Origin of the sequence: Gracilibacillus salitolerans, from assembly GCF_009650095.1 — a bacterium.
Lineage (GTDB): Bacteria > Bacillota > Bacilli > Bacillales > Amphibacillaceae > Gracilibacillus > Gracilibacillus salitolerans.
Map to the genome: position 1 here is coordinate 2,327,104 of NZ_CP045915.1, position 21,569 is coordinate 2,348,672.

The 21,569-nt window shown below is 36.6% G+C and carries 22 protein-coding genes; 21 read left to right on the forward strand and 1 reads right to left on the reverse strand.

The genetic code is table 11. The features are described 5' to 3' along the window. The first annotated feature begins 8 nt into the window (after nucleotides 1-8). The 10 genes from GI584_RS10860 to GI584_RS10905 all read left to right on the forward strand — a co-directional run bounded on the left by GI584_RS10860 (nucleotide 9) and on the right by GI584_RS10905 (nucleotide 10,620). Nucleotides 9-1,673 carry a DAK2 domain-containing protein gene (locus GI584_RS10860; RefSeq protein ID WP_153791242.1) on the forward strand — a complete coding sequence of 555 codons (1,665 nt, stop codon included), beginning with the start codon at nucleotides 9-11 and terminating at the stop codon, nucleotides 1,671-1,673. A 609-nt stretch (nucleotides 1,674-2,282) separates the two neighbouring features. Then, nucleotides 2,283-4,316, forward strand: coding sequence for an ATP-dependent DNA helicase RecG (recG, locus tag GI584_RS10865; protein ID WP_153791243.1), 2,034 nt, complete (start codon nucleotides 2,283-2,285; stop codon nucleotides 4,314-4,316). A gap of 101 nt (nucleotides 4,317-4,417) precedes the next feature. After that, a complete protein-coding gene (gene fapR / locus GI584_RS10870) occupies nucleotides 4,418-4,999 on the forward strand; it encodes a transcription factor FapR (RefSeq protein ID WP_100360661.1) in 582 nt (193 codons plus the stop codon). Further along, nucleotides 4,996-6,000, forward strand: coding sequence for a phosphate acyltransferase PlsX (plsX, locus tag GI584_RS10875; RefSeq protein ID WP_153791244.1), 1,005 nt, complete (start codon nucleotides 4,996-4,998; stop codon nucleotides 5,998-6,000). The genes fapR and plsX overlap by 4 nt, the downstream gene beginning before the upstream one ends. A gap of 3 nt (nucleotides 6,001-6,003) precedes the next feature. Next, complete coding sequence (gene fabD / locus GI584_RS10880) at nucleotides 6,004-6,948, forward strand: ACP S-malonyltransferase (RefSeq protein ID WP_153791245.1); 945 nt, start codon at nucleotides 6,004-6,006, stop codon at nucleotides 6,946-6,948. A gap of 2 nt (nucleotides 6,949-6,950) precedes the next feature. After that, nucleotides 6,951-7,691 carry a 3-oxoacyl-[acyl-carrier-protein] reductase gene (gene fabG / locus GI584_RS10885; RefSeq protein ID WP_153791246.1) on the forward strand — a complete coding sequence of 247 codons (741 nt, stop codon included), beginning with the start codon at nucleotides 6,951-6,953 and terminating at the stop codon, nucleotides 7,689-7,691. Between the two features lie 35 nt (nucleotides 7,692-7,726). Then, entirely contained in the window at nucleotides 7,727-7,960 is a 234-nt protein-coding gene (locus tag GI584_RS10890; RefSeq protein ID WP_100360657.1) for an acyl carrier protein, read from the forward strand. A gap of 194 nt (nucleotides 7,961-8,154) precedes the next feature. Then, the gene (rnc, locus tag GI584_RS10895) at nucleotides 8,155-8,841 is read left to right on the forward strand and encodes a ribonuclease III (protein WP_153791247.1); all 687 of its coding nucleotides are present in this window, start codon (nucleotides 8,155-8,157) and stop codon (nucleotides 8,839-8,841) included. A 265-nt stretch (nucleotides 8,842-9,106) separates the two neighbouring features. Next, nucleotides 9,107-10,009: a methyl-accepting chemotaxis protein gene (locus GI584_RS10900; RefSeq protein WP_153791248.1), complete on the forward strand. Its 903-nt coding sequence runs from the start codon at nucleotides 9,107-9,109 to the stop codon at nucleotides 10,007-10,009. Then, nucleotides 9,985-10,620, forward strand: coding sequence for a methyl-accepting chemotaxis protein (locus GI584_RS10905; RefSeq protein WP_153791249.1), 636 nt, complete (start codon nucleotides 9,985-9,987; stop codon nucleotides 10,618-10,620). Before GI584_RS10900 ends, GI584_RS10905 begins: the two co-directional genes overlap by 25 nt. A 142-nt stretch (nucleotides 10,621-10,762) precedes the next feature. On the opposite strand, the gene GI584_RS10910 is transcribed toward GI584_RS10905, so the two are convergent. Beyond that, nucleotides 10,763-10,984 (reverse strand): DUF1128 domain-containing protein, encoded by a 222-nt coding sequence (locus GI584_RS10910; protein WP_153791250.1) that lies wholly within the window; start codon nucleotides 10,982-10,984, stop codon nucleotides 10,763-10,765. A gap of 148 nt (nucleotides 10,985-11,132) precedes the next feature. Between GI584_RS10910 and smc the strand changes: the two genes are divergently transcribed. From smc to lepB, 11 genes are all read left to right on the forward strand, one after another. Further along, complete coding sequence (gene smc / locus GI584_RS10915) at nucleotides 11,133-14,699, forward strand: chromosome segregation protein SMC (protein ID WP_153791251.1); 3,567 nt, start codon at nucleotides 11,133-11,135, stop codon at nucleotides 14,697-14,699. 18 nt (nucleotides 14,700-14,717) lie between these two features. Next, a complete protein-coding gene (gene ftsY / locus GI584_RS10920) occupies nucleotides 14,718-15,713 on the forward strand; it encodes a signal recognition particle-docking protein FtsY (RefSeq protein WP_153791252.1) in 996 nt (331 codons plus the stop codon). 78 nt (nucleotides 15,714-15,791) lie between these two features. Then, nucleotides 15,792-16,118: a putative DNA-binding protein gene (locus GI584_RS10925; RefSeq protein ID WP_100360651.1), complete on the forward strand. Its 327-nt coding sequence runs from the start codon at nucleotides 15,792-15,794 to the stop codon at nucleotides 16,116-16,118. A 12-nt stretch (nucleotides 16,119-16,130) separates the two neighbouring features. After that, nucleotides 16,131-17,492 carry a signal recognition particle protein gene (gene ffh / locus GI584_RS10930; protein ID WP_153791253.1) on the forward strand — a complete coding sequence of 454 codons (1,362 nt, stop codon included), beginning with the start codon at nucleotides 16,131-16,133 and terminating at the stop codon, nucleotides 17,490-17,492. Nucleotides 17,493-17,570: 78 nt separating this feature from the next. Continuing rightward, nucleotides 17,571-17,840, forward strand: coding sequence for a 30S ribosomal protein S16 (rpsP, locus tag GI584_RS10935; RefSeq protein ID WP_100360649.1), 270 nt, complete (start codon nucleotides 17,571-17,573; stop codon nucleotides 17,838-17,840). 17 nt (nucleotides 17,841-17,857) lie between these two features. Continuing rightward, nucleotides 17,858-18,085, forward strand: a complete 228-nt coding sequence (locus GI584_RS10940) for a KH domain-containing protein (RefSeq protein WP_100360648.1) — start codon at nucleotides 17,858-17,860, stop codon at nucleotides 18,083-18,085. Nucleotides 18,086-18,787: 702 nt separating this feature from the next. Continuing rightward, nucleotides 18,788-19,174, forward strand: a complete 387-nt coding sequence (locus GI584_RS10945) for a YlqD family protein (RefSeq protein WP_100360647.1) — start codon at nucleotides 18,788-18,790, stop codon at nucleotides 19,172-19,174. A 17-nt stretch (nucleotides 19,175-19,191) separates the two neighbouring features. After that, nucleotides 19,192-19,701 (forward strand): ribosome maturation factor RimM, encoded by a 510-nt coding sequence (rimM, locus tag GI584_RS10950; protein WP_100360646.1) that lies wholly within the window; start codon nucleotides 19,192-19,194, stop codon nucleotides 19,699-19,701. Next, entirely contained in the window at nucleotides 19,701-20,444 is a 744-nt protein-coding gene (gene trmD, locus GI584_RS10955) for a tRNA (guanosine(37)-N1)-methyltransferase TrmD (protein WP_153791254.1), read from the forward strand. Before rimM ends, trmD begins: the two co-directional genes overlap by 1 nt. A 119-nt stretch (nucleotides 20,445-20,563) precedes the next feature. Beyond that, nucleotides 20,564-20,908, forward strand: a complete 345-nt coding sequence (gene rplS, locus GI584_RS10960; RefSeq protein ID WP_100360644.1) for a 50S ribosomal protein L19 — start codon at nucleotides 20,564-20,566, stop codon at nucleotides 20,906-20,908. A gap of 100 nt (nucleotides 20,909-21,008) precedes the next feature. Next, nucleotides 21,009-21,560 (forward strand): signal peptidase I, encoded by a 552-nt coding sequence (lepB, locus tag GI584_RS10965; protein ID WP_153791255.1) that lies wholly within the window; start codon nucleotides 21,009-21,011, stop codon nucleotides 21,558-21,560. The last annotated feature ends 9 nt before the right edge of the window (nucleotides 21,561-21,569 follow it).

Here is a 21,569-nt window from a genome sequence, read left to right on the forward strand (position 1 = left end):
ACAATCAAGTGACGCAAAAAAACATAGGTGGAGCATTGTTTGCCAATATGGTATTAGCTGGTGCGCGCAGCTTAGCAAATAATGCAGAAAAAATAGATGCTTTAAATGTCTTCCCAGTACCTGATGGTGATACTGGGACCAATATGAATTTATCGATTACTTCAGGAGCAAGCGAAGTTAAAAAAGCAAATCATGAAAGTGTCTCCGTTGTAGCTAACGCATTTGCTAAAGGATTGCTAATGGGAGCAAGAGGTAATTCAGGTGTTATCTTATCACAATTATTCAGAGGCTTTGCCAAAGGGTTAGAAGGGAAAACTAACTTGGACATTGAAAGTTTCGTTGTAGCACTCGACAGTGGTGTGAATACCGCATATAAAGCAGTAATGAAACCGGTAGAAGGAACGATTCTTACCGTTGCGAAAGACACAGCTGCTGAAGCAAAGGTGATTGCAGAAGAAGAACAGGATGTTATTTCTTTTATGGAACAAGTAGTCCAAGCTGCCAAACAATCTTTGAAAAGAACGCCGGAACTATTACCAGTATTAAAAGAGGTTGGAGTAGTTGATAGTGGTGGACAGGGCTTAGTCGTTATCTATGAAGGATTTTTAGCAGCGTTAAAAGGGGAAGAAGTACCTGAATCTTCTCAAGATGACACAATGGATTTAGATGACCTTGTCAATGCAGAGCATCACAAGCTGGCACAAGACTATATGAGTACGGATGAGATTGAGTATGGTTATTGTACAGAGTTTATGGTTCGTTTTGAAAAAGATAAACTGAAAGACCATCCATATGATGATGCGACGTTTAGAGAAGAATTAAGCGAGCATGGTGACTCCTTATTAGTAGTATCAGATGACGAAATTGTGAAAGTTCATATTCATGCGGAATACCCTGGTGATGTTTTCAATTTAGGACAACGTTTTGGTAGTTTTATTAATTTAAAAGTAGAGAATATGAGAGAACAACATTCCAACATTGTTGATCAGAAAGAGGATAAACCAAAGGCTAAACAACCTTTTGGAGTTGTAACAGTTGCTATGGGAGATGGGCTAACGCAATTATTTAAAAGCCTAGGAGCAACGGTGGTGATTCAAGGTGGTCAAACGATGAATCCAAGTACACAGGATTTAGCGAATGCCGTAGAAGAGGCAAACGCCGAAAATGTTATTATCTTGCCAAATAACAAGAATATCGTGATGGCTGCTGAACAGGCTGCAGAATTAGCGGAAGTTAATGTAGTAGTAGTGCCGACGAAAACAATCCCACAAGGTATGTCAGCTATGTTAACGTATAATCCGGAGGTTAGTTTAGACGACAATAAAGAAACAATGACTGATGCAAGCCAGGAAGTGAAAACGGGTCAAGTTACCTATGCCGTTCGTGATACACAGATAGAAGGTATGACGATTGAAAATGGGCATTATATGGGGCTTGCTGATGGAAAAATTAAAGTAACTAATGCTGATCAAATGACTGTTATTAAGGAATTATTAACAGAAATGATTGATGCAGATGAAGACGAGATTGTCACTGTTATTCGTGGAGAAGAAACTTTTGATCAAGAAGAAAGTGAGATTATTGCATTTATTGAGGATAATTTTGAAGATATAGAAGTGGAAGTTCATCGAGGGAACCAACCGATCTATTCTTATATATTTTCTATCGAATAAAACCAAAAGCTCTATCCAAGGCGATAGAGCTTTTTATCCATGATAAGAACAAAATTAATCGAGCACAAAACCGATAAACTGAGAAGTTATACTCTTCTCTTTTAGAGATGTGCTTTTCTTCCATTCTTTTATTGATGAGTGCATGATCATCGCTGTGGAAAAATACTCCCTTTCCGGGGGCGGTTTTTAGTTAACTTGGTAAAGAAAAGCACTTTACCAAGTGGATCTTCAGCTCGCGCTATTCCCCCAGGAGTGTCGCATTTTTCCGCAGCTTATATTAGTTTTTTATAAAGTAACTGAAAACCCTAGAATACCATTCCATGAGTTATATTCTTCCACTAATCAAAGAATCTTACTATCACAGGCAGAATACGAAGACTCCAGTGGGAACAGCGCGAGCCGATGACCCTGCACCCGGCCGGAAAGCGAAGTATTCTGCCGGAGCGATTCACAGCATCATCTAAAATAAGAATGGAAGAAAGCTTCATCCTATAATATTCATTAATTCACGGTTTTAACCTTCTGGGAATCCGGTGAAGTGAATGGGTGGGTTTTGCTGAATATTGTTATGTTCGTATTCTATAATTGAATTAAGAGAGTGTGAGTGAAATGAATAATATTTCTGTTCAAGATGTGAAAGGTGTCGGGCCAAAGCTTGCTGAAACGCTCAAGAAAATTGGTATCCACACGGTTGAAGATCTGCTATATTACTTTCCTAACCGATATGATCATTATGAACAAAAACCACTTCATGAACTGATACATAATGAAAAAGTGACGATAGTAGGTGAAGTAATTCACGATCCAACTGTACAATTTTATCAGAGAAAAAAATCACGAATGATAGTTTCTTTGCGTGTAGATGGAGCAGTTGTAAAGGGTGTCCTCTTTAACCGTGCTTTTGCAAAAAAACATTTTATTCCTGGTGAGGAAGTATCGGTAAATGGAAAATGGGATCAGCATCGATTACAAATAACGATTGATAATTATAAAATGGGCACGATAGACGGCTCAAGCCCTATTACTCCGATTTACTCTTCTAAAGGAGACATAAAAAATGCCCAATTCCAAAAAATCACGGAGAATGCTTTGTCTTCCTTCCGTGACCAAGTTACTGAAATTATCCCGACTTCTTACTTAGTTAATTACAAATTACCGAATCGGACCGATGCCTTGGAAAATATTCATTTTCCTTCATCTTTTCAACAATTAAAACATGCAAAGAGACGTTTTATCTATGAAGAATTATTACTGTTTCAAATAAAAATGCAACTCTACCGAAAGAGAAATAGGGAAGCTACAGAAGGTAATGCGAAAGAAATCAGCATGAAAAAAGTAAAACAATTGATGGAGCAGTTTCCTTTTACCCTAACTTCTGCTCAAAAAAAATCCTTAGCAGAAATTTTCAAGGATTTGCAATCGCCTTACCGGATGAATCGATTGTTACAGGGAGATGTAGGTTCAGGTAAGACTGCTGTAGCAGTTATTAGTCTTTATGGTGTTGTTACAACTGGTGAACAAGTTGCTTTAATGGTGCCAACAGAAATATTAGCGGAACAACATGAAGAATCACTAAAACAGTTGCTACCAGTTGATGTGAAGGTTCAGCGGTTAACAGGATCAATAAAAGGCAAAAAAAGAAAAGAAACGTTAACAGAAATTGAAAACGGCTCATGTGATGTCGTGATAGGTACACACGCACTTATTCAAGATGATGTTAATTTTCACAATTTAGGATATGTCATTATTGATGAACAACATCGGTTTGGTGTGCAACAACGTAACACATTACGTGAAAAAGGTATACTAGCAGATATTTTATTTATGACAGCAACGCCTATACCAAGAACTTTATCCATTACTGCTTTTGGAGATATGGATGTATCAAAAATTGATGAAATGCCTAAAGGCAGGAAGCCGGTTGAAACATATTGGGTCAAGCATAATATGTTTGAAAGAACCGTTAATTTTGTATATAAGGAAATAAAGAAAGGATCTCAAGCATATATTATTTGTCCGTTAATTGAGGAATCAGATAAATTAGATATTCAAAATGCACTGGATTTATATCATCAATTACAAGAGATTTTAAAAGGGAAAGCAACAGTAGGACTTATGCATGGCAGATTAACTACAGAAGAAAAAGAACAAGTAATGAATGATTTTGCTGAAAATAAGGTACAAATATTAGTTTCGACGACAGTAGTAGAAGTAGGGGTTAATGTTCCGAATGCTACGGTGATGATGATTCAAGACGCAGATCGATTTGGATTATCACAATTACACCAATTAAGAGGACGTGTCGGGAGAAGTGACAAGCAAAGTTATTGTATTTTAGTAGCAGATCCTAAAGGTGAAACAGGGAAAGAACGCATGCGAATTATGACTGAAACAACTGATGGATTTGTTTTAGCAGAGCGAGATTTAGAACTTCGTGGACCTGGTGATATATTTGGTGTTAAACAAAGCGGGTTACCGGAATTTAAATTAGCAGATTTGGTACATGATTATCGAGCATTAGAAACAGCAAGAGATGATGCAGTAGATATTGTGGAAAATGAATTATGGAAGGCTTCCGAGTTTCAAGCATTGATTAAGTACTTACTTTCTAAAATTGAAATTGATCAGCAATTATTAAATTAGATTCACTTGCATAATTTTTAATGGTATTATATATTACTATTAGTACCTAGTCATAATTTTCCGATTAACGGATGATGACTTGCAGATGGACGGTGGAATTCATGAAAAGAAATAAAAAAGAACGGCAGTCGATGTTAAAGGAAACAATCGAAGCAAAGCCCTTCATCACTGATGATGCACTAGCAAAATTATTTGATGTCAGTATACAGACGATCCGTTTAGATCGGATGGAGTTAAATATTCCGGAGTTACGTGAACGGATCAAATCAGTCGCAACAAATAATTGGAATGAAACGGTTAAGGCATTACCAATCGATGAGGTTATCGGCGAAATTATTGACCTAGAGTTAGATGAGCGTGCCATTTCCATATTGGATATTACTACAGAGCATGTTTTTTCACGAAATAAAATTGCGCGGGGGCATCATTTGTTCGCCCAGGCAAACTCTCTTGCTGTTGCTGTTATCAATGATGAACTAGCCCTAACAGCTAATGCTGATATTAAATTTACCCGTCAAGTAGTACAGGGAGAACGAGTTATTGCAAAAGCACACGTAGCAGGCACAGAAAAAAACAATCGTACGGTAGTAGAAGTGCATAGCTATGTAGATAACGAAACGGTTTTTTCAGGAGTATTTGAAATGTTTCGATCGAATCAAGAGAAGGAAGGGAACGAGTCATGAAAATCGCAATCGATGCTATGGGCGGTGACCACGCACCGAAAGAAATTGTATTAGGGGCATTAAAAGCAGTGAATCATTTTGATAATCTGGAAATTACGTTAATTGGTGATGAAAAAAAGATAACACCACATACTGATAACCATGATTCAATTGAAATTATTCATACAGAAGAGAAGATTACTAGTGATGATGAACCAGTAAAAGCTGTTCGGCGTAAAAAGAATGCTTCGTTAGTGCTCATGGCAAACGAAGTAAAAACAGGACGAGCAGATGCTTGTATTTCGGCAGGTAACACAGGGGCTTTAATGAGTGCAGGATTGTTTGTAGTCGGTAGAATCAAGGGGATAGATCGCCCAGCATTAAGTCCGACGCTTCCAACCGTTAATGGCGATGGGTTCTTATTGTTGGATGTAGGTGCAAATGTTGATGCAAAAGCCCAACACCTCCAGCAATATGGTTTAATGGGATCAATTTATATGGAAAAAGTTCGCCAAGTAAAGAATCCTCGTGTGGGCCTCTTGAATGTTGGAACAGAAGAGGGGAAAGGGAATGACTTAACGAAAAAAGCATTTGAGCTGTTACAGCAGCTGCCGATAAATTTCGTCGGTAATGTCGAGGCAAGAGATCTATTAAATGGTGTAGCGGATGTTGTAGTTACGGATGGATTTAGTGGAAATATTGCGTTAAAAACAGTGGAAGGAACAGCTTTGACCATGTTTTCGATGATTAAGGACACATTTATGACCAATACCAAAACAAAACTCGCTGCCGCTCTTGTTAAAAAAGACTTAAAAGGCTTAAAAGAGAAATTAGATTATTCAGAGTATGGCGGGGCTGCATTATTTGGCCTAGCTGCTCCGGTTATTAAAGCACATGGTTCATCTAATCAGCAAGCCATTTTCAGTGCCATCCAACAAACCATAAACATTGTGGATAAAAATGTAATAGCCAAAATAGAAGCAGACGTAAAAACATTACAAGCTGCTACGGAGGAGGAATAAATCGTGAAGAAAGTCGCTTTTATTTATCCTGGTCAAGGATCACAAGTCGTCGAAATGGGGAAGGATTTATATGAAGAGTACCCACAGGTAAGGGAGCTTTTTGATAGTGCCAATGAACACTTAGGATATGATTTAACATCGATTATGTTTGAAGGTCCTAGAGAAGTGTTAACAAAAACAGAAAATACACAACCTGCTTTGTTGTCAGTTAGTACAGCTATCACCAAAATTTTAGCAGAAAATGATATCACTCCGTCTGTTACGAGTGGCCACAGTCTTGGTGAATACAGTGCACTAGTTGCAGCTAATGCTATCTCCTACTCTGATGCTGTTTCTTTAGTTCATCAAAGGGGTAAGCTAATGGAAAATGCCTATCCTGAAGGAAAAGGTTCCATGGCGGCTGTTTTAGGAATGGATCAAAAAACATTAAGTAATGAACTGCATAACATCAGTGAACAGGTGGATGGCGTTATCGAAATTGCTAACCTTAACTGTCCAGGACAAATCGTCGTATCTGGAACGAAATCAGCAATTGATACAGCAGCCCGCCATTTAAAAGAAGCGGGTGCAAAACGTGTATTACCGTTACCTGTGAGTGGGCCTTTTCACTCAAGTCTTATGAAACCAGCAGCTGAAGAGTTTCAACAATTAGTACATAATATCAAGTGGTCTGATGCAGAAATACCTGTTTATGCAAATGTCACTGCCGAAAAAGTCACTGAAAAAGAACAAATTCAACAATTATTAGTAGAACAATTATATTCTCCAGTACGTTTTGAAGAAATTATCGAACAACTATTGGAAGAGCCTCTTGATGCGATCGTCGAAGTAGGAAGTGGCAAAGTATTAACAGGCCTCGTTAAAAAAGTAAATCGTCGAGCGAATACTTTTAGTGTCCAAGACGCAGCATCATTAGTTGAATTTATCGAGTGGATCAAGGAGGATTAATTATGTTAAAGGATCAAGTAGCACTGATAACAGGTGCTTCAAGAGGAATCGGACGTGAAATTGCTTTAACTTTTGCTAGTAAAGGTGCAAAAGTAGTGGTAAACTACTCCGGTAGTGAAGATAAAGCTCAGGAAGTAGTTGATAAAATCATTGCTAGTGGTGGAGAAGCAATCAAGGTCAAAGCAAATGTCAGTGACGAAAATGATGTGAAAGCAATAGTGAAAGAAACGACGAAAACTTTTGGAAGCCTCGATATTTTAGTAAATAATGCAGGTATTACAAAAGATAATTTATTGATGCGAATGAGTGAAGCTGATTTTGATGATGTTATTGACATTAATTTAAAAGGTGTATTCTTATGTACCAAAGCAGTAACACGTCAAATGATGAAACAAAAAAGCGGACGGATTATTAATGTATCATCTGTTGTTGGTATAAGTGGGAACCCTGGTCAGGCGAATTACGTATCGGCCAAAGCGGGTGTAATTGGTTTAACTAAAACAACTGCGAAAGAATTAGCAGCGAGAAATATTTTAGTCAATGCTATTGCGCCTGGATTTATCGCAACAGATATGACGGAAAAACTCACAGAAGAACAGAAAGAGCAAATGCTAGCATTAATTCCATTGAATAAATTGGGTAGAGCGAAAGATGTAGCCAATGTTGCTTTATTTTTAGCTTCCGAACAAGCTAACTATGTTACGGGACAAACCATACCAGTTGATGGAGGTATGGTTATGTAAGATAGTACATATACTTTGAAAGGAGGTGACGTGAAATGTCAGACACTTTTGAAAAAGTAAAGCAAATCGTTGTCGATCGTCTTGATGTAGACGAAGATAAAGTTACGCTTGAAGCATCATTTAAAGATGATTTAGAAGCTGATTCTCTTGATGTTGTAGAACTTGTAATGGAATTAGAAGATGAGTTCGACATGGAAATTGCTGATGAAGATGCAGAAAAAATTGCTACAGTAGGTGATGCTGTAACTTACATAGACAGCAACCAATAGAACTGTTGAAACAAGTAATAAGTGGCTGTATAAAAGTATAGTCAAAAAGAGATAAACCCGTTTCAACCAAAATGAAACGGGTTTGTCCTTTTATTTGTAAGAGGAATAAAACCTTTACAATTTAGGGTTGGCGATAGGCTACCTTTCCTTTATAATAATGACAATGATTGATTTCATGTTGGTAGGTGAAGAATATGTCAGATTTTAAAGAGCTTCAAGAAAAGTTAGGTATTTTGTTTGACAATGAAAATTTACTAAAACAAGCCTTTACTCATTCATCTTATGTGAATGAGCACCGGAAAAAGAATCTACTAGATAATGAAAGGTTAGAATTTTTAGGTGATGCTGTTCTAGAACTGGGAGTCTCTCAATACCTCTATCGAGAGTATGATGATTTAGAGGAAGGAGATTTAACGAAACTGAGAGCTTCTATTGTGTGTGAACCAGCTTTAGTTAGATTTGCAGAGACACTCGACTTTAGCAAATACGTGTTATTAGGTAAGGGTGAGGAAATGACTGGTGGCCGTAATCGCCCGGCATTACTAGCAGATGTCTTCGAAGCCTTCATTGGTGCTTTATACTTAGATCAAGGGTATAATCAAGTTATTACCTTCTTAAGGAAGTATGTATACCCAGAGATTACAACCGGTGCTTTTTCGCATACGATGGATTACAAAAGTCAATTGCAGGAAACAGTGCAGCAACATAAAAATAAGTTAGTGGAATATAGCATTGTAGATGAGAAAGGTCCTGCACATGACCGTGAATTTTTCTCTGTTGTTACGATAAATGGTAAAACAGCTGGAAAAGGAGTAGGTCGGACGAAAAAAGAAGCAGAACAACGCGCGGCAAAACAAGCTTTAGACGCTTTGCCTCATTAATGTACTTCATAATGTAGTCTGACAAGGTAAAAAAACCCGTTTCATTCGAAACGGGTTTTTATTTTTTTAAATAAATCTAATTATAGACAACGTTTTCAATCGTTAGTACAATGTATCCAAGTTAATATTACTATAAATAATAGAATGGTACTCGTTTATTGAAAAAAGTAAACACATTGAACCATAAAATGCTAAGCTGCAAATTTAAAGTTCATTTGTTAAATTATGTGTTTATAGAGATTTCTTTAATGGAAGGAGAAAGAATATGCAAACAATTAACAAAAATCGCATCATTTTAATGTTGTCATTTATCGTACTCATTGCATCTATTATCGTTCACGTACTACATCGTTTTTTTTATTTATCGGAATATTGGGGGCATCATGGTGCTGACCAATTAACACTAATTACAAATAGCTTCTTATTTATTCCTATTATCTTTTTTGTTGTATCAATGATCCTTTATAAAAAGAAGAGTGATCATCGATTAGTTCCACTTTTTAATACACTTACAATTACATTTAGCAGTATGTCGATGGTTGCTGGTGGTGAGGGGATGGTGGAGTACCACTTTTCTATTTTTATGGTTGTAGCCATGATTGGTTACTATGAGAAAATTAACTTAATTTTAATCATGACAGTCCTTTTTGCTATTCAACATATTGCGGGATACTTCTTTTTAGGAGAATATGTTTTTGGGACAAATATTTATCCTTTCACAATGATAGTAGTCCATGCCTTATTTTTAATCGGAACATCTGGTGCAATTATTTGGCAAGTTACACATAAGAGGAGATTAATTGGGGATCTTGGTGAAAAGGAACAAAAACAACTAAAGCTAAGTGGAGTTGTGGAAAATTTGTCGCAAACTTCAGAGAAAGTAATTAATGTATCTTCACAATTAAAAGAAATTAATCAGTCCAATCAAGCAATTTTTGGGGAAAGTGTATCATACATTCAACAGATTGCTAATGGAGCCTTGACTCAGAAACAACAAGTTGAGGAAAACTCAAGATCTATTCAAGCTATGACAACTGACATTCAACATATAGCTGAATCTTCGTCAGAAGTGTCTGACATTACGCAAAAGACAGAACAAAATGCTGATGATGGAAATAAGATGATACAAAAAACTGTGATCAGATGGATAATATTAATGATAAAGTGAGGACAACTTCTAAGACAGTCCAATTATTAAATAACCGATCAAAAGAAATTGATGGAATTGTCAGCTTAATTACAGACATTTCATCACAGACAAATTTACTTGCTTTAAATGCAGCGATTGAAGCTGCCAGAGCTGGAGAACATGGGAAAGGGTTTGCTGTGGTAGCGGATGAAGTACGTAAATTATCGGAGCAAACAGTGGATTCTGCGGGCCAAATTGCCACCCTTGTTCATTCTATCCAGCAAGAGACAGATACATCTGTTGACTCGATGAACCATGTTATGGAAGAAGTGGAGAATGGACAACAAATTGTACGAGAAACTGGAAAGATATTTGGTGATATTCATTCATCAATTGGAAAAGTAGCGGACCAGATAAATCAAATTTTTCACTCCAGTGAAGAAGTATCTACAGTAGCTCAGAAAGCACAGGAATCTATTATAGAAGTGACTACTATTGTGGAAGAAACGACAGAGCATGCCCAAAAAGCAGTACAAACAAATGAAGAACAACTGAAATCTAATGAATATTTATCTGACTTAATTACTTCCTTAAATGAAATCACATCGATACTAGAAGAGTTAATGGAAGAGACAAAATTAGTTGAATAACAAGTGTGTGGTTTCTCATAGGGTTTTAAAGACTTAGGAGATTTCATGAAATCTCCTAAGTCTTTATGTAAATAATAGAAGCACAAAATCCATAAATCGCTTAGTCATCACAATAATGGAGCATATTGATAATACACTCGCATTATTTTCGGTATTCTCTAAGCTCTGCGATAAATGCTTGTGTTTCAGCAACGGTTAGTCTGCCTTTTTGTTTCAATAGATCATAAAGAGATTTTAGTTCGTCATAATTATTAATATCATAATCTTTTGGATCCATAATTGAATCATTGACAACTTGTAGCATTCTGCCCATCTCATGAATAATATACGCTAAATTTTCCTCGGATTTTTTTTCTAAACTCAAATCGATTCACTCCTGTCTTGGTATTTTATGAAACTTCCTTCTCTTACTCTATTCTTTATGATAAAATAAATAAGTTGAAATGCAAAGGATAAATTAACATCAACATACAAGCTATGTTGTTAGATGATAATAAATAGGGGTTTTAAACATGTATTTAAAACAATTAGATACACTTGGTTTTAAATCTTTCGCTGAGAGAGTGAAAATAGAATTTGTACCTGGTGTTACAGCCGTTGTAGGTCCAAACGGAAGTGGAAAGAGTAATATTACAGATGCGATCCGTTGGGTACTTGGTGAACAATCAGCAAAATCATTACGTGGTGTCAAAATGGAAGATATTATTTTCCAAGGCAGTGATACACGGAAAGCACTAAATGTTGCTGAAGTAACACTTGTGTTAGATAACTCTGACAATAGGCTTCCTGTTGACTATCAAGAGGTTAGCGTAACACGTCGAGTATATCGCTCTGGTGAAAGTGAATTTTTAATGAATAAACAGCCATGCCGATTGAAAGATATTACCGAACTTTTTATGGATTCAGGACTGGGGAGAGAAGCTTTTTCGATAATAAGTCAAGGTAAAGTGGAAGAAATATTAAGTTCAAAATCAGAGGAACGTCGAGTTATTTTTGAAGAAGCGGCAGGCGTATTAAAGTATAAAAACAGAAAGAAACAAGCTGAATATAAATTGGCAGAAACACAAGAAAATTTAAACCGTGTGGAAGATATTATATATGAAATAGAAGGCCAACTAGAACCACTGGAACAACAAGCATCGATTGCTAAGGAGTACTTGGCCCAAAAAGAACGCTTGACCCATGTGGAAGTTGGTTTATTGGCTAATGAAATTGAACAATTAAATGAAAAATGGCAAGCATCACAAAAGCAGATTGATGCCAAACATCATTCTCTTAAAGAAAAACAACAATGGGTCGAGACAAGAGAGGCAGAAAGTGATCAATTAAAAGAACAAATACAAAAAATGGATGAGCAAATTACAAGCTTACAAGAAACCTTGCTTGTCGAAACCCAGAAGCTTGAAAGTCTTGAAGGTAATAAAAAGATATTTCGTGAGCGACTGCAACATTTTCAAGAAAATAAAGATAAACTAGAACAGGAAATAGAAGAGACGGAAAACAAAAAGGTAATTCTTTTAAACAGCTTGGAAGATGAACAAGCTAGTCTCAAAGAGAACAAAAAAAATAACCAACAGTTATCACAACAAATAATTGATCTACAAGAGCAATTGGAAAAAGGAAAAAATACGATAGAAGAAGATATCGAGACACTTAAAAGTGATTATATAGAATTATTAAATGAGCAGGCAGCTAAACGAAATGAAAAAAGTTCCATTCAACAGCAATTGGAGAGAATGGAAGGAAAACAGCATGCCAAGTCTTCTAAATGGGAAAACCTACATGAAGAACGCCTTCAGTTAAAGCAAGCTGTTCATGAAGCAGAAGAAAAATGTAAACAAGATGAGGAACAATTACATAGATTCCAATCAGAGCACGAACAATTGGAGAGAAAAGTAACGGTAGAGTCGAAACTATTAGACGATATGCAACAAAAGTTATATAAAGGTTATCAGATGGTTGAAAACCTGAAGTCGAAAAAGGAAATGCTTGAAGACTTAAAAGAAGATTTTCAAGGTTTCTATTTTGGTGTAAAAGAAGTGCTGAAAGCAAGGGAACAACAGAAGTTAGCAGGTATTCATGGTGCAATACCGGAATTAATAGAATTTGATGATCAATTAGTGGATGCAATGGAAACTGCCTTAGGAGCACAAGCACAACATATAGTAGTTGATTCCGAGAAGTCGGCACGTGAAGCCATTCATTGGTTGAAAAAAACAAACAAGGGTAGAGCTACTTTTTTACCAATAAACACAATGAAACCAAAACAGATACCGGCGAATTTGATCCATATATTGGAGCAGGAAGAAGAGTTTGTCGGAGTAGCTGCAGATTTAATTCGTTATGATTCCACTTATCAACCTGTAATGCAGGCGTTGTTAGGAAATGTTATTATTGCTAAATCACTTAGTGCGGCAAATCAATTTGCACAGCAAACTGGACGAAGATTCAGGATTGTGACATTGGATGGAGATGTTGTGAATCCAGGTGGTTCGATGTCTGGTGGTGCCAAAAAGAAAAATAATCAATCATTATTTACCAGAGATCGTGAACTAAAAACATTAACGAATAAATTTAAAGAATACCAGGCTCGAGTATCGGACTATGAAAAGCAGATTCGAGAACAAAAAGAAACATTAGCGAAGTTGCAAACAGAAAAAGACAATTGTTATGGACAACTAGATGTAATTCGAAAAACGTACCAAGAACATCAAAGTAACTATAAAGAATGGAAATTATCTTTAGAACATTTAAATGATCAGTTGTCGATTTATGATCAGGACAAATTACAACAAGAAGAAGATCGAAAACTTTTGTTACAGCAACTAGAACAAATTGAACAGGACTTAGACAAATTACAATCAAAATTGAGCAAGCTAGATAATGAAATAGAAGAATTGACTGATCAGCATCAAAATTTTGAAGCAAAAGAAGAACAACTGAAACAGGAATTACAAACACTGCACGTCGAGCAAGCAGAACTAAGAAGTAAGCTGTCTAATCAGAAAGAGAAGGTTGCAAAGTCGGAAACAGAATTAACCGAGGTTTCCGAGACAATTGCTGGAAAACAAGAACAGCTACGGCAATTAATAGCAGTTAAAAATAGCCAACAAACAGAAGAAGAAATTGACGAAGAAATTAATAAAAAGCGTCAAGAAAAAGCAACACTGCAGCAAAATTTACAAGGATTACGTGAACAACGATCAGAAACACAGCATAAAGTTACCACTTTAGATAATTCTCTTAAGCAAGCGAAAAAAGAAGAGTACCACCTACAACAGGAGATCCAAACGATTGAAATCGAACGAAACCGATTAGATTTGGAGTTGGAAAATCGCCTTCAATTACTGGAGAATGAATACAGTATGACTTTTGAAAAAGCGAAAGCAGATTATCCTCAGCCTGACAATCTGGAAGAGGCAAAAGAACAAGTTAAATTAATTAAGAAATCGATTGAGGAATTAGGTACGGTTAATATTGGTGCTATTGATGAGTATGATAGGATTAAAGAACGACATGAGTTTCTCACCAGCCAACAAACAGATTTAGTGGAAGCAAAACGTACATTATATGAGATTATTGCGGAAATGGACGAAGAGATGACAAGAAGATTTAATGAAACTTTTTCGCAAATAAAAGAAGAATTTACTGTGGTCTTTCAACGCTTATTCGGTGGAGGTCATGCGGAATTAAAATTGACTGATCCGGATCAGTTATTAGAAACAGGTGTAGATATTATTGCGCAGCCACCGGGTAAAAAATTACAACAATTAGGTTTATTATCTGGTGGAGAAAGAGCATTAACAGCCATTGCGTTACTGTTTTCGATATTAAGAGTTCGCCCTGTTCCTTTCTGTGTACTGGATGAGGTGGAAGCTGCACTTGATGAAGCAAATGTTACACGATTTGCGCAATATCTTAAACATTATAGTAAGCATACTCAATTTATTGTGATTACACATAGAAAAGGTACAATGGAAGAAGCAGATGTATTATATGGTGTTACTATGCAGGAATCAGGTGTTTCTCGCTTAGTTTCTGTAAAATTAGAAGAAGCACCAGAGCTTTTAGAAGCATAAGTTCAAGGAGGTAAAATAGTGAGTTTCTTGAATAAACTGAAGGAAAAATTTCAAGCAACAGATAAGCAAGAAGAAGTGTCAGATAAGTATAAAGAGGGTTTAAGTAAAACAAGGAAGTCATTCTCTGAAAAAATCAATGATTTAGTAGCTCGTTATCGAAAAGTGGATGAAGAATTTTTTGAAGATCTTGAAGAAGTGTTGATCGGTGCTGATGTTGGGGTAACGACTGTGATGGATTTAATTGAAGAACTCGAAATGGAAGTAAAGAGACAAAATATTAAGGATACCATCGAAGTCAAACAAGTGATCTCAGAAAAGCTGGTCGAGATTTACCAAGGGGATGATGATGCATCAGAAGATACGTCGTTAAATATCCAGAAAGACGATTTAACGGTGATCCTTTTTGTCGGGGTTAATGGGGTTGGTAAAACAACAACAATTGGCAAGTTGGCTCATCAATTAAAATCAGAAGGAAAAGATGTATTATTAACAGCGGGTGATACTTTCCGTGCCGGTGCTATAGAGCAGTTGAATGAATGGGGCAATCGTGTAGGTGTTGATGTCATTAAACATAGCGAAGGCAGTGACCCGGCAGCTGTTATTTACGATGGAATTCAAGCGGCGAAGTCCCGTAATGCGGATGTATTACTTTGTGATACGGCAGGCCGGTTGCAGAATAAAGTTAACTTAATGAATGAATTAGCAAAAGTAAAAAGAGTTATCGAGCGTGAAATCCCGGGCGCTCCTCATGAAGTGATGCTTGTGCTGGACGCAACGACGGGACAAAATGCATTAAGTCAAGCTAAAACTTTCTCACAAGCAACAGATGTTTCTGGTATTGTATTAACCAAATTAGACGGAACAGCTAAAGGTGGAATTGTCTTAGCAATCCGAAATGAACTTGGCATACCGGTAAAATTAGTAGGACTAGGTGAAAAAGTAACAGACTTAGAAACTTTTGACCCGCACGCTTTTGTATATGGTTTATTTGCAGATTTATTGGAAGAAGAATAGTCTCCAAACTTGACAGTCCTGCTTTAAGATGATTAGACTGAAGTGTAAAGGTATTTTACTTAACGAGGTGTCCTTTTTATGTTAGAAAAAACGACAAGGATTAACGCTCTTTATGATTTTTACCAACAATTGCTGACCGAAAAGCAACGAAATTATATGGAGATGTACTATGTAGAAGATTTCTCTTTGGGGGAAATTTCGGAAACATCCAATGTATCAAGACAAGCAATTTATGATAATATTCGAAGAACGGAACATATGCTAGAAGAATATGAGGAAAAGCTTGGTCTTTATCAAAAGTTTTTGAAACGACAAGCTTTACTTCAAGAGTTGCATGGATTAGCAAAAGAAAACAATGACCGAGAATTGAAGGAAAAAGTAGAACAGATTATTGAAATAGAATAGGGGGCGTATAGTATGGCATTTGAAGGTTTAGCCGACCGCCTGCAGAATACCATTCAAAAAATTAAGGGAAAAGGTAAAGTAACCGAACAAGATGTTAAGGAAATGACGAGAGAAGTACGTCTAGCTTTATTAGAAGCGGACGTAAACTTTAAAGTCGTTAAGGACTTTATTAAGAAAGTAAAAGAACGTGCAATTGGCCAGGAAGTAATGGAAAGCTTAACTCCAGGTCAGCAAGTAATTAAAGTGGTGAAAGAAGAATTAACTGAACTAATGGGTGGCGATGAAAGTAAGATTGCAGTTGCTGATAAACCGCCAACTGTGATCATGATGGTTGGTTTACAAGGTGCTGGTAAAACAACCACGACTGGAAAGTTAGCCAATTTATTAAGAAAAAAATATAATCGTAAACCGTTATTAGTTGCCGCTGATGTTTATCGTCCAGCTGCAATTGATCAGCTTGAAACTTTAGGAAAGCAATTGGATATGCCCGTATATTCAGAAGGAACTGACGCAAACCCGGTAGATATTGCAAATAAAGCAATGGAACATGCCAAAGAGGAACATTTAGATTATGTCCTCATTGATACAGCCGGACGTCTCCATGTGGACAACGAGTTAATGGATGAATTGATTCAGATTAAACAAAACGTTAATCCTGATGAAGTCTTTTTAGTTGTTGACTCGATGACGGGTCAAGATGCGGTCAATGTTGCTGAAAGCTTTAATGAACAATTAGATATTTCCGGTGTTGTATTAACGAAACTTGATGGGGATACTCGAGGTGGTGCGGCATTATCAATTAAAGCTGTAACAGAAAAACCGATCAAATTCGCCGGTATGGGTGAAAAATTAGATCAAATAGAAGTGTTCCACCCAGAACGAATGGCATCTCGGATCTTAGGTATGGGCGATGTGTTATCGTTAATTGAAAAAGCACAGGATAATGTTGATGAGAAAAAAGCGAAAGAATTAGAAGAAAAAATGCGCTCAGCTTCCTTTACCTTTGACGATTTTCTAGAACAAATGGGACAAGTGAAAAATATGGGGCCGCTTGATGAATTAATAGACATGATACCAGGCGCTAATAAAATGAAGGGTCTCAAAAATGTTGATTTTGATGAAAAGCAAATTTCCCACGTAGAAGCGATTATTCAATCGATGACAGCGAAAGAACGTCAGGACCCAAGTGTGATTAATGCCGGTCGTCGTAAACGTATAGCAAAAGGATCCGGGCGCTCTGTTTCAGAAGTAAACCGTTTGTTGAAACAATTTGAAGAAATGAAAAAAATGATGAAACAAATGAGTAATATGCAACAAGGAAAGAAAGGCAAAAAAGGAAAAAAATCGAAAGGATTTAATTTTCCATTCATGTAAGGTAAAAAACCTTTACAGACTAAAATAAATCTGATACAATTCTATCTTGTGTGAGATATTTATATGGAGGTGTTAAACATGGCAGTAAAAATTCGCTTAAAGCGTATGGGTTCTAAAAGAAATCCATTCTATCGTATCGTAGTTGCGGATTCTCGTTCACCACGTGATGGACGTATTATCGAACAAATTGGAACATATAACCCGGTAGTTAATCCGGTTGAAGTGAAACTAGATGAAGATAAAGCACTTGATTGGATGACAAAAGGTGCGAAACCAAGTGATACGGTACGTAATTTATTCTCAACTGAAGGCATCATGAAGAAATTCCACGAATCAAAAAATCAATAATAAAGTGATGTGATTCGATGAAATCATTGATTGAAACAATTGTGGAACCATTAGTTGATCATCCTGATGCAATTGTTGTTACGGAAAATGAAGAGGAAAACAAAATTGTGTATCATCTTCAAGTTCATGAAAATGATGTAGGTAAAGTGATCGGTAAAAATGGCCGCATTGCCAAATCAATACGAACAGTTGTTTATGCAGCTGGAATGAAATCTAATAAAAAAATCTATTTAGATATCATGTAAAAAGAGGGAGGCGAAAAGCCCCCTCTTTTTTATAAGCAGAAATATTAAATAAAATAAATAGAGATCACCGTATACATAAACTGCGAAGTAAATTTTTAATGGATTTGCTTTCTGCCATTCTGATTTATGCTGAGCGTTGGGAAACGCTCCGGCAAGATACTTCGCTTTCCACGGGCACGGCCTCAGCCTCCTCGACAAGCAAAGTTCGCTTGTCTGCGGGGTCTTCGGACACGTGCTGTTCCCGTAGGAGTCTGCGTATCTTGCCTCCGCTTTGCGTAGTGTTTTGATTTTCTAAAGAAGTAATATACGGGAATTGGTTTCTGAGTATTTCCACTTTAAAAAGATTGAATAATGTTATTAGCGTAGGCAGAATACGGAGACTCCTGTGGGAATAGCACAAGCCGAAGATCCACTTGGTAAAGTGGTTTTCTTTACCAAGTTAGCTGAGGCTGTGCCCACGGAAAGCGCAGTATTCTGCCGAAGCGGTATTCCAGCACTCTTTATCGAAAGAATGGAAGAAAGTTATACTAAACAGAATTTTCACAAGTTCGCAGTTGTAATCTTCTAAGAATCAGGAGAGGGGATTGAATGCGAGGGTGGGCGGGTTTATCTAGTGTATACTTGCGCTTTTGTCTGGTGACGTGCTATTCTTTTGTTAGGTGTTTTCATGCTCTTTAATAGTATGGGAGAGAGGCTGAAACAATGAAAATTATTAAAAAAATTGCCGTCAAAAAAATAGTAACGGATCAAAGTAAAGGACAACTGAGGGAAGAATACCAATTCAAGATTTTTAAACTCGAACAGGAATGTGAACAATTAAAGTTTGAGCAAAAAAAATTAGAACAGCGCTCAGCAAACAAAAAAGCAGACATCGAAGCCAAATTCAAGAAAGAAATGGCTAATCGTAAGGATCATATAAAATGGTATAAATACAAACTCGAACAACTGGAAATATTACCAACCGGGAGCGAAATTAATGATGGGGAAGTCGAAGCAGTTATCGATATCGAAGAAGGTATGAACTGGGACGATTTAACAGAACAAACAGCCATTATTGTGAAAGATGGCATGATTACGAAAATTACATAACAGGTGGTATGAAATAAATGGATCATTTAAAAGTAGGGAAAATTGTCAATACACATGGAATAAAAGGAGAAGTAAAAGTAGTACGAATTACCGATTTCGAAGAACGTTTCGAAATGGGCTCTACATTATGGATTAAAGAAAAAGAAGATGCGGCATTAAAACCAGTTACCATTGATGGTCATCGTATTCACAAAAATTTTGATTTATTGCATTTCGAAGGATATAACAATATCAGTGATGTAGAACATTTCAAAGAATCATTGTTAGTTATTAATACAGACCAGCTTACAGAATTAGAAGACAATGAATTTTATTATCATGAAGTGATTGGTTGTGAGGTAGAAACAACTACAGGGGAATTGATCGGGAAGGTCAAAGAAATACTTTCACCTGGCGCAAATGATGTGTGGGTAGTGAAACAAAAAGGGAAGGAATATTTAATCCCATATATTGAAGATGTCGTCAAAGAAGTAGATATTGAAAACCAGAAGATTAAAATTGAACCGATGGAAGGGTTATTAGACTGATGAAAATAGATATACTGTCATTATTTCCGGAAATGTTTCATGGTGTTTTTCAATCTTCCATTTTAAAAAAAGCACATGAGGCAGATGCTTTTCAGTATAATTTTGTGAATTTTCGTGATTATACGGATAATAAACACAATAAAGTAGATGACTATCCTTATGGCGGAGGCGCGGGTATGGTATTAAAACCTCAACCTATTTTTGATGCAGTAGAGGCGATTGAAAAAAACACGTCTCAAAAACCTCGTGTTATTTTGATGTGTCCTCAAGGAGAAACCTACTCGCAAAAGAAAGCAGAAGAACTTGCAAAAGAAGAACATTTAATCTTTATATGTGGTCATTACGAGGGCTATGATGAGCGAATTAGAACAGAGCTTGTTACCGATGAGATATCGATTGGTGACTATGTGCTGACAGGTGGAGAATTAGGTGCTATGGTCGTGATTGACAGTGTTGTCCGCTTATTACCAGACGTGTTAGGTAACGAAGATTCTGCTGTTCAGGATTCTTTTTCAACAGGTTTATTAGAGCATCCCCATTTTACGCGACCGGCTGATTTCCGAGGCTTAAAAGTTCCAGACGTATTGTTATCAGGAAACCATGCTCATATTGAAGAATGGCGTAAAAAAGAAGCGTTAAAAAGAACCTATTTTAGAAGACAAGATTTATTGCAAAATCTACAGTTAACGGAAAATGAAAAGAAATGGATAAAAGAATGGGAAACTTCACAAGAAAATAGTTGAATTCCCTTTGTTGATATGCTATATTGATAGTTGTGCTTAAGTGAACGCTTAAGGTGAATAAACGATGTTCCGCTGCCGCGTAGACGTTAAGAACATTGGTTTGGAAGGAGTGTAACAGAATGCAAAAATTAATCGAAGAAATTACAAAAGATCAACTTAAAACTGATTTACCTGAGTTTCGTGCTGGTGATACGGTAAAAGTTCACGTGAAAGTTGTGGAAGGTAACCGTGAACGTATTCAGGTATTCGAAGGTGTTGTCATTAAACGCCAAAATGGTGGTATTAGTGAAACATTTACAGTTCGTAAGATTTCTTACGGTGTAGGGGTTGAACGTACATTCCCTGTGCATTCACCACGAATTGATAAAATCGAAGTGAGTCGTCGTGGTAAAGTTCGTCGTGCGAAGCTTTATTATCTACGTAATCTACGTGGTAAAGCAGCGCGTATTAAAGAAATTCGCTAATGAGTATTGTGTAAAAAGGAGCTTGCATTGTCAGGCTCCTTTTTCTTCTATATAATATTCCTAGGAGTACTTGTAGTGTATGAAGGAAAGGGATCTTTTCATGACTGAAAAAAAGGTTGATTGGGTTGATTGGATAAAAACCATTGTCATTACGGGATTAATTGTGATTATATTTCGCATGTTTATTGCGGTACCGATTGTAGTAGAGGGACCATCCATGTTACCAACTCTAGAGGATAAAGATCGAATTATCGTCAATAAGATAAGCTTATTGTTTGATGAACCAGATCGTTTTGATGTTGTTGTTTTTCATGCTACGGCGAAGAAGGATTACATAAAAAGGGTGATTGGTTTGCCCGGTGATTCCATTATTTATAAAGATGATCAATTATATATTAATGGACAACCAGTTGAAGAACCGTTTATTGATGCAGAAATAGCAAACGACCAATCAAATTATACAACGAATTTTACCTTGCAAGATATACCAGGCAATGCTGAAGAAGTTCCTGAGGGACATGTATTTGTTTTAGGAGATAATAGGCCCAATTCAACAGATAGTAGACATCTAGGATTCATATCGATGGATCAAATAGTAGGAATTGCTGGTGTAACGTATTGGCCAGTGGATAACATCGGCTTCGTTGATTAAGATAGCAGA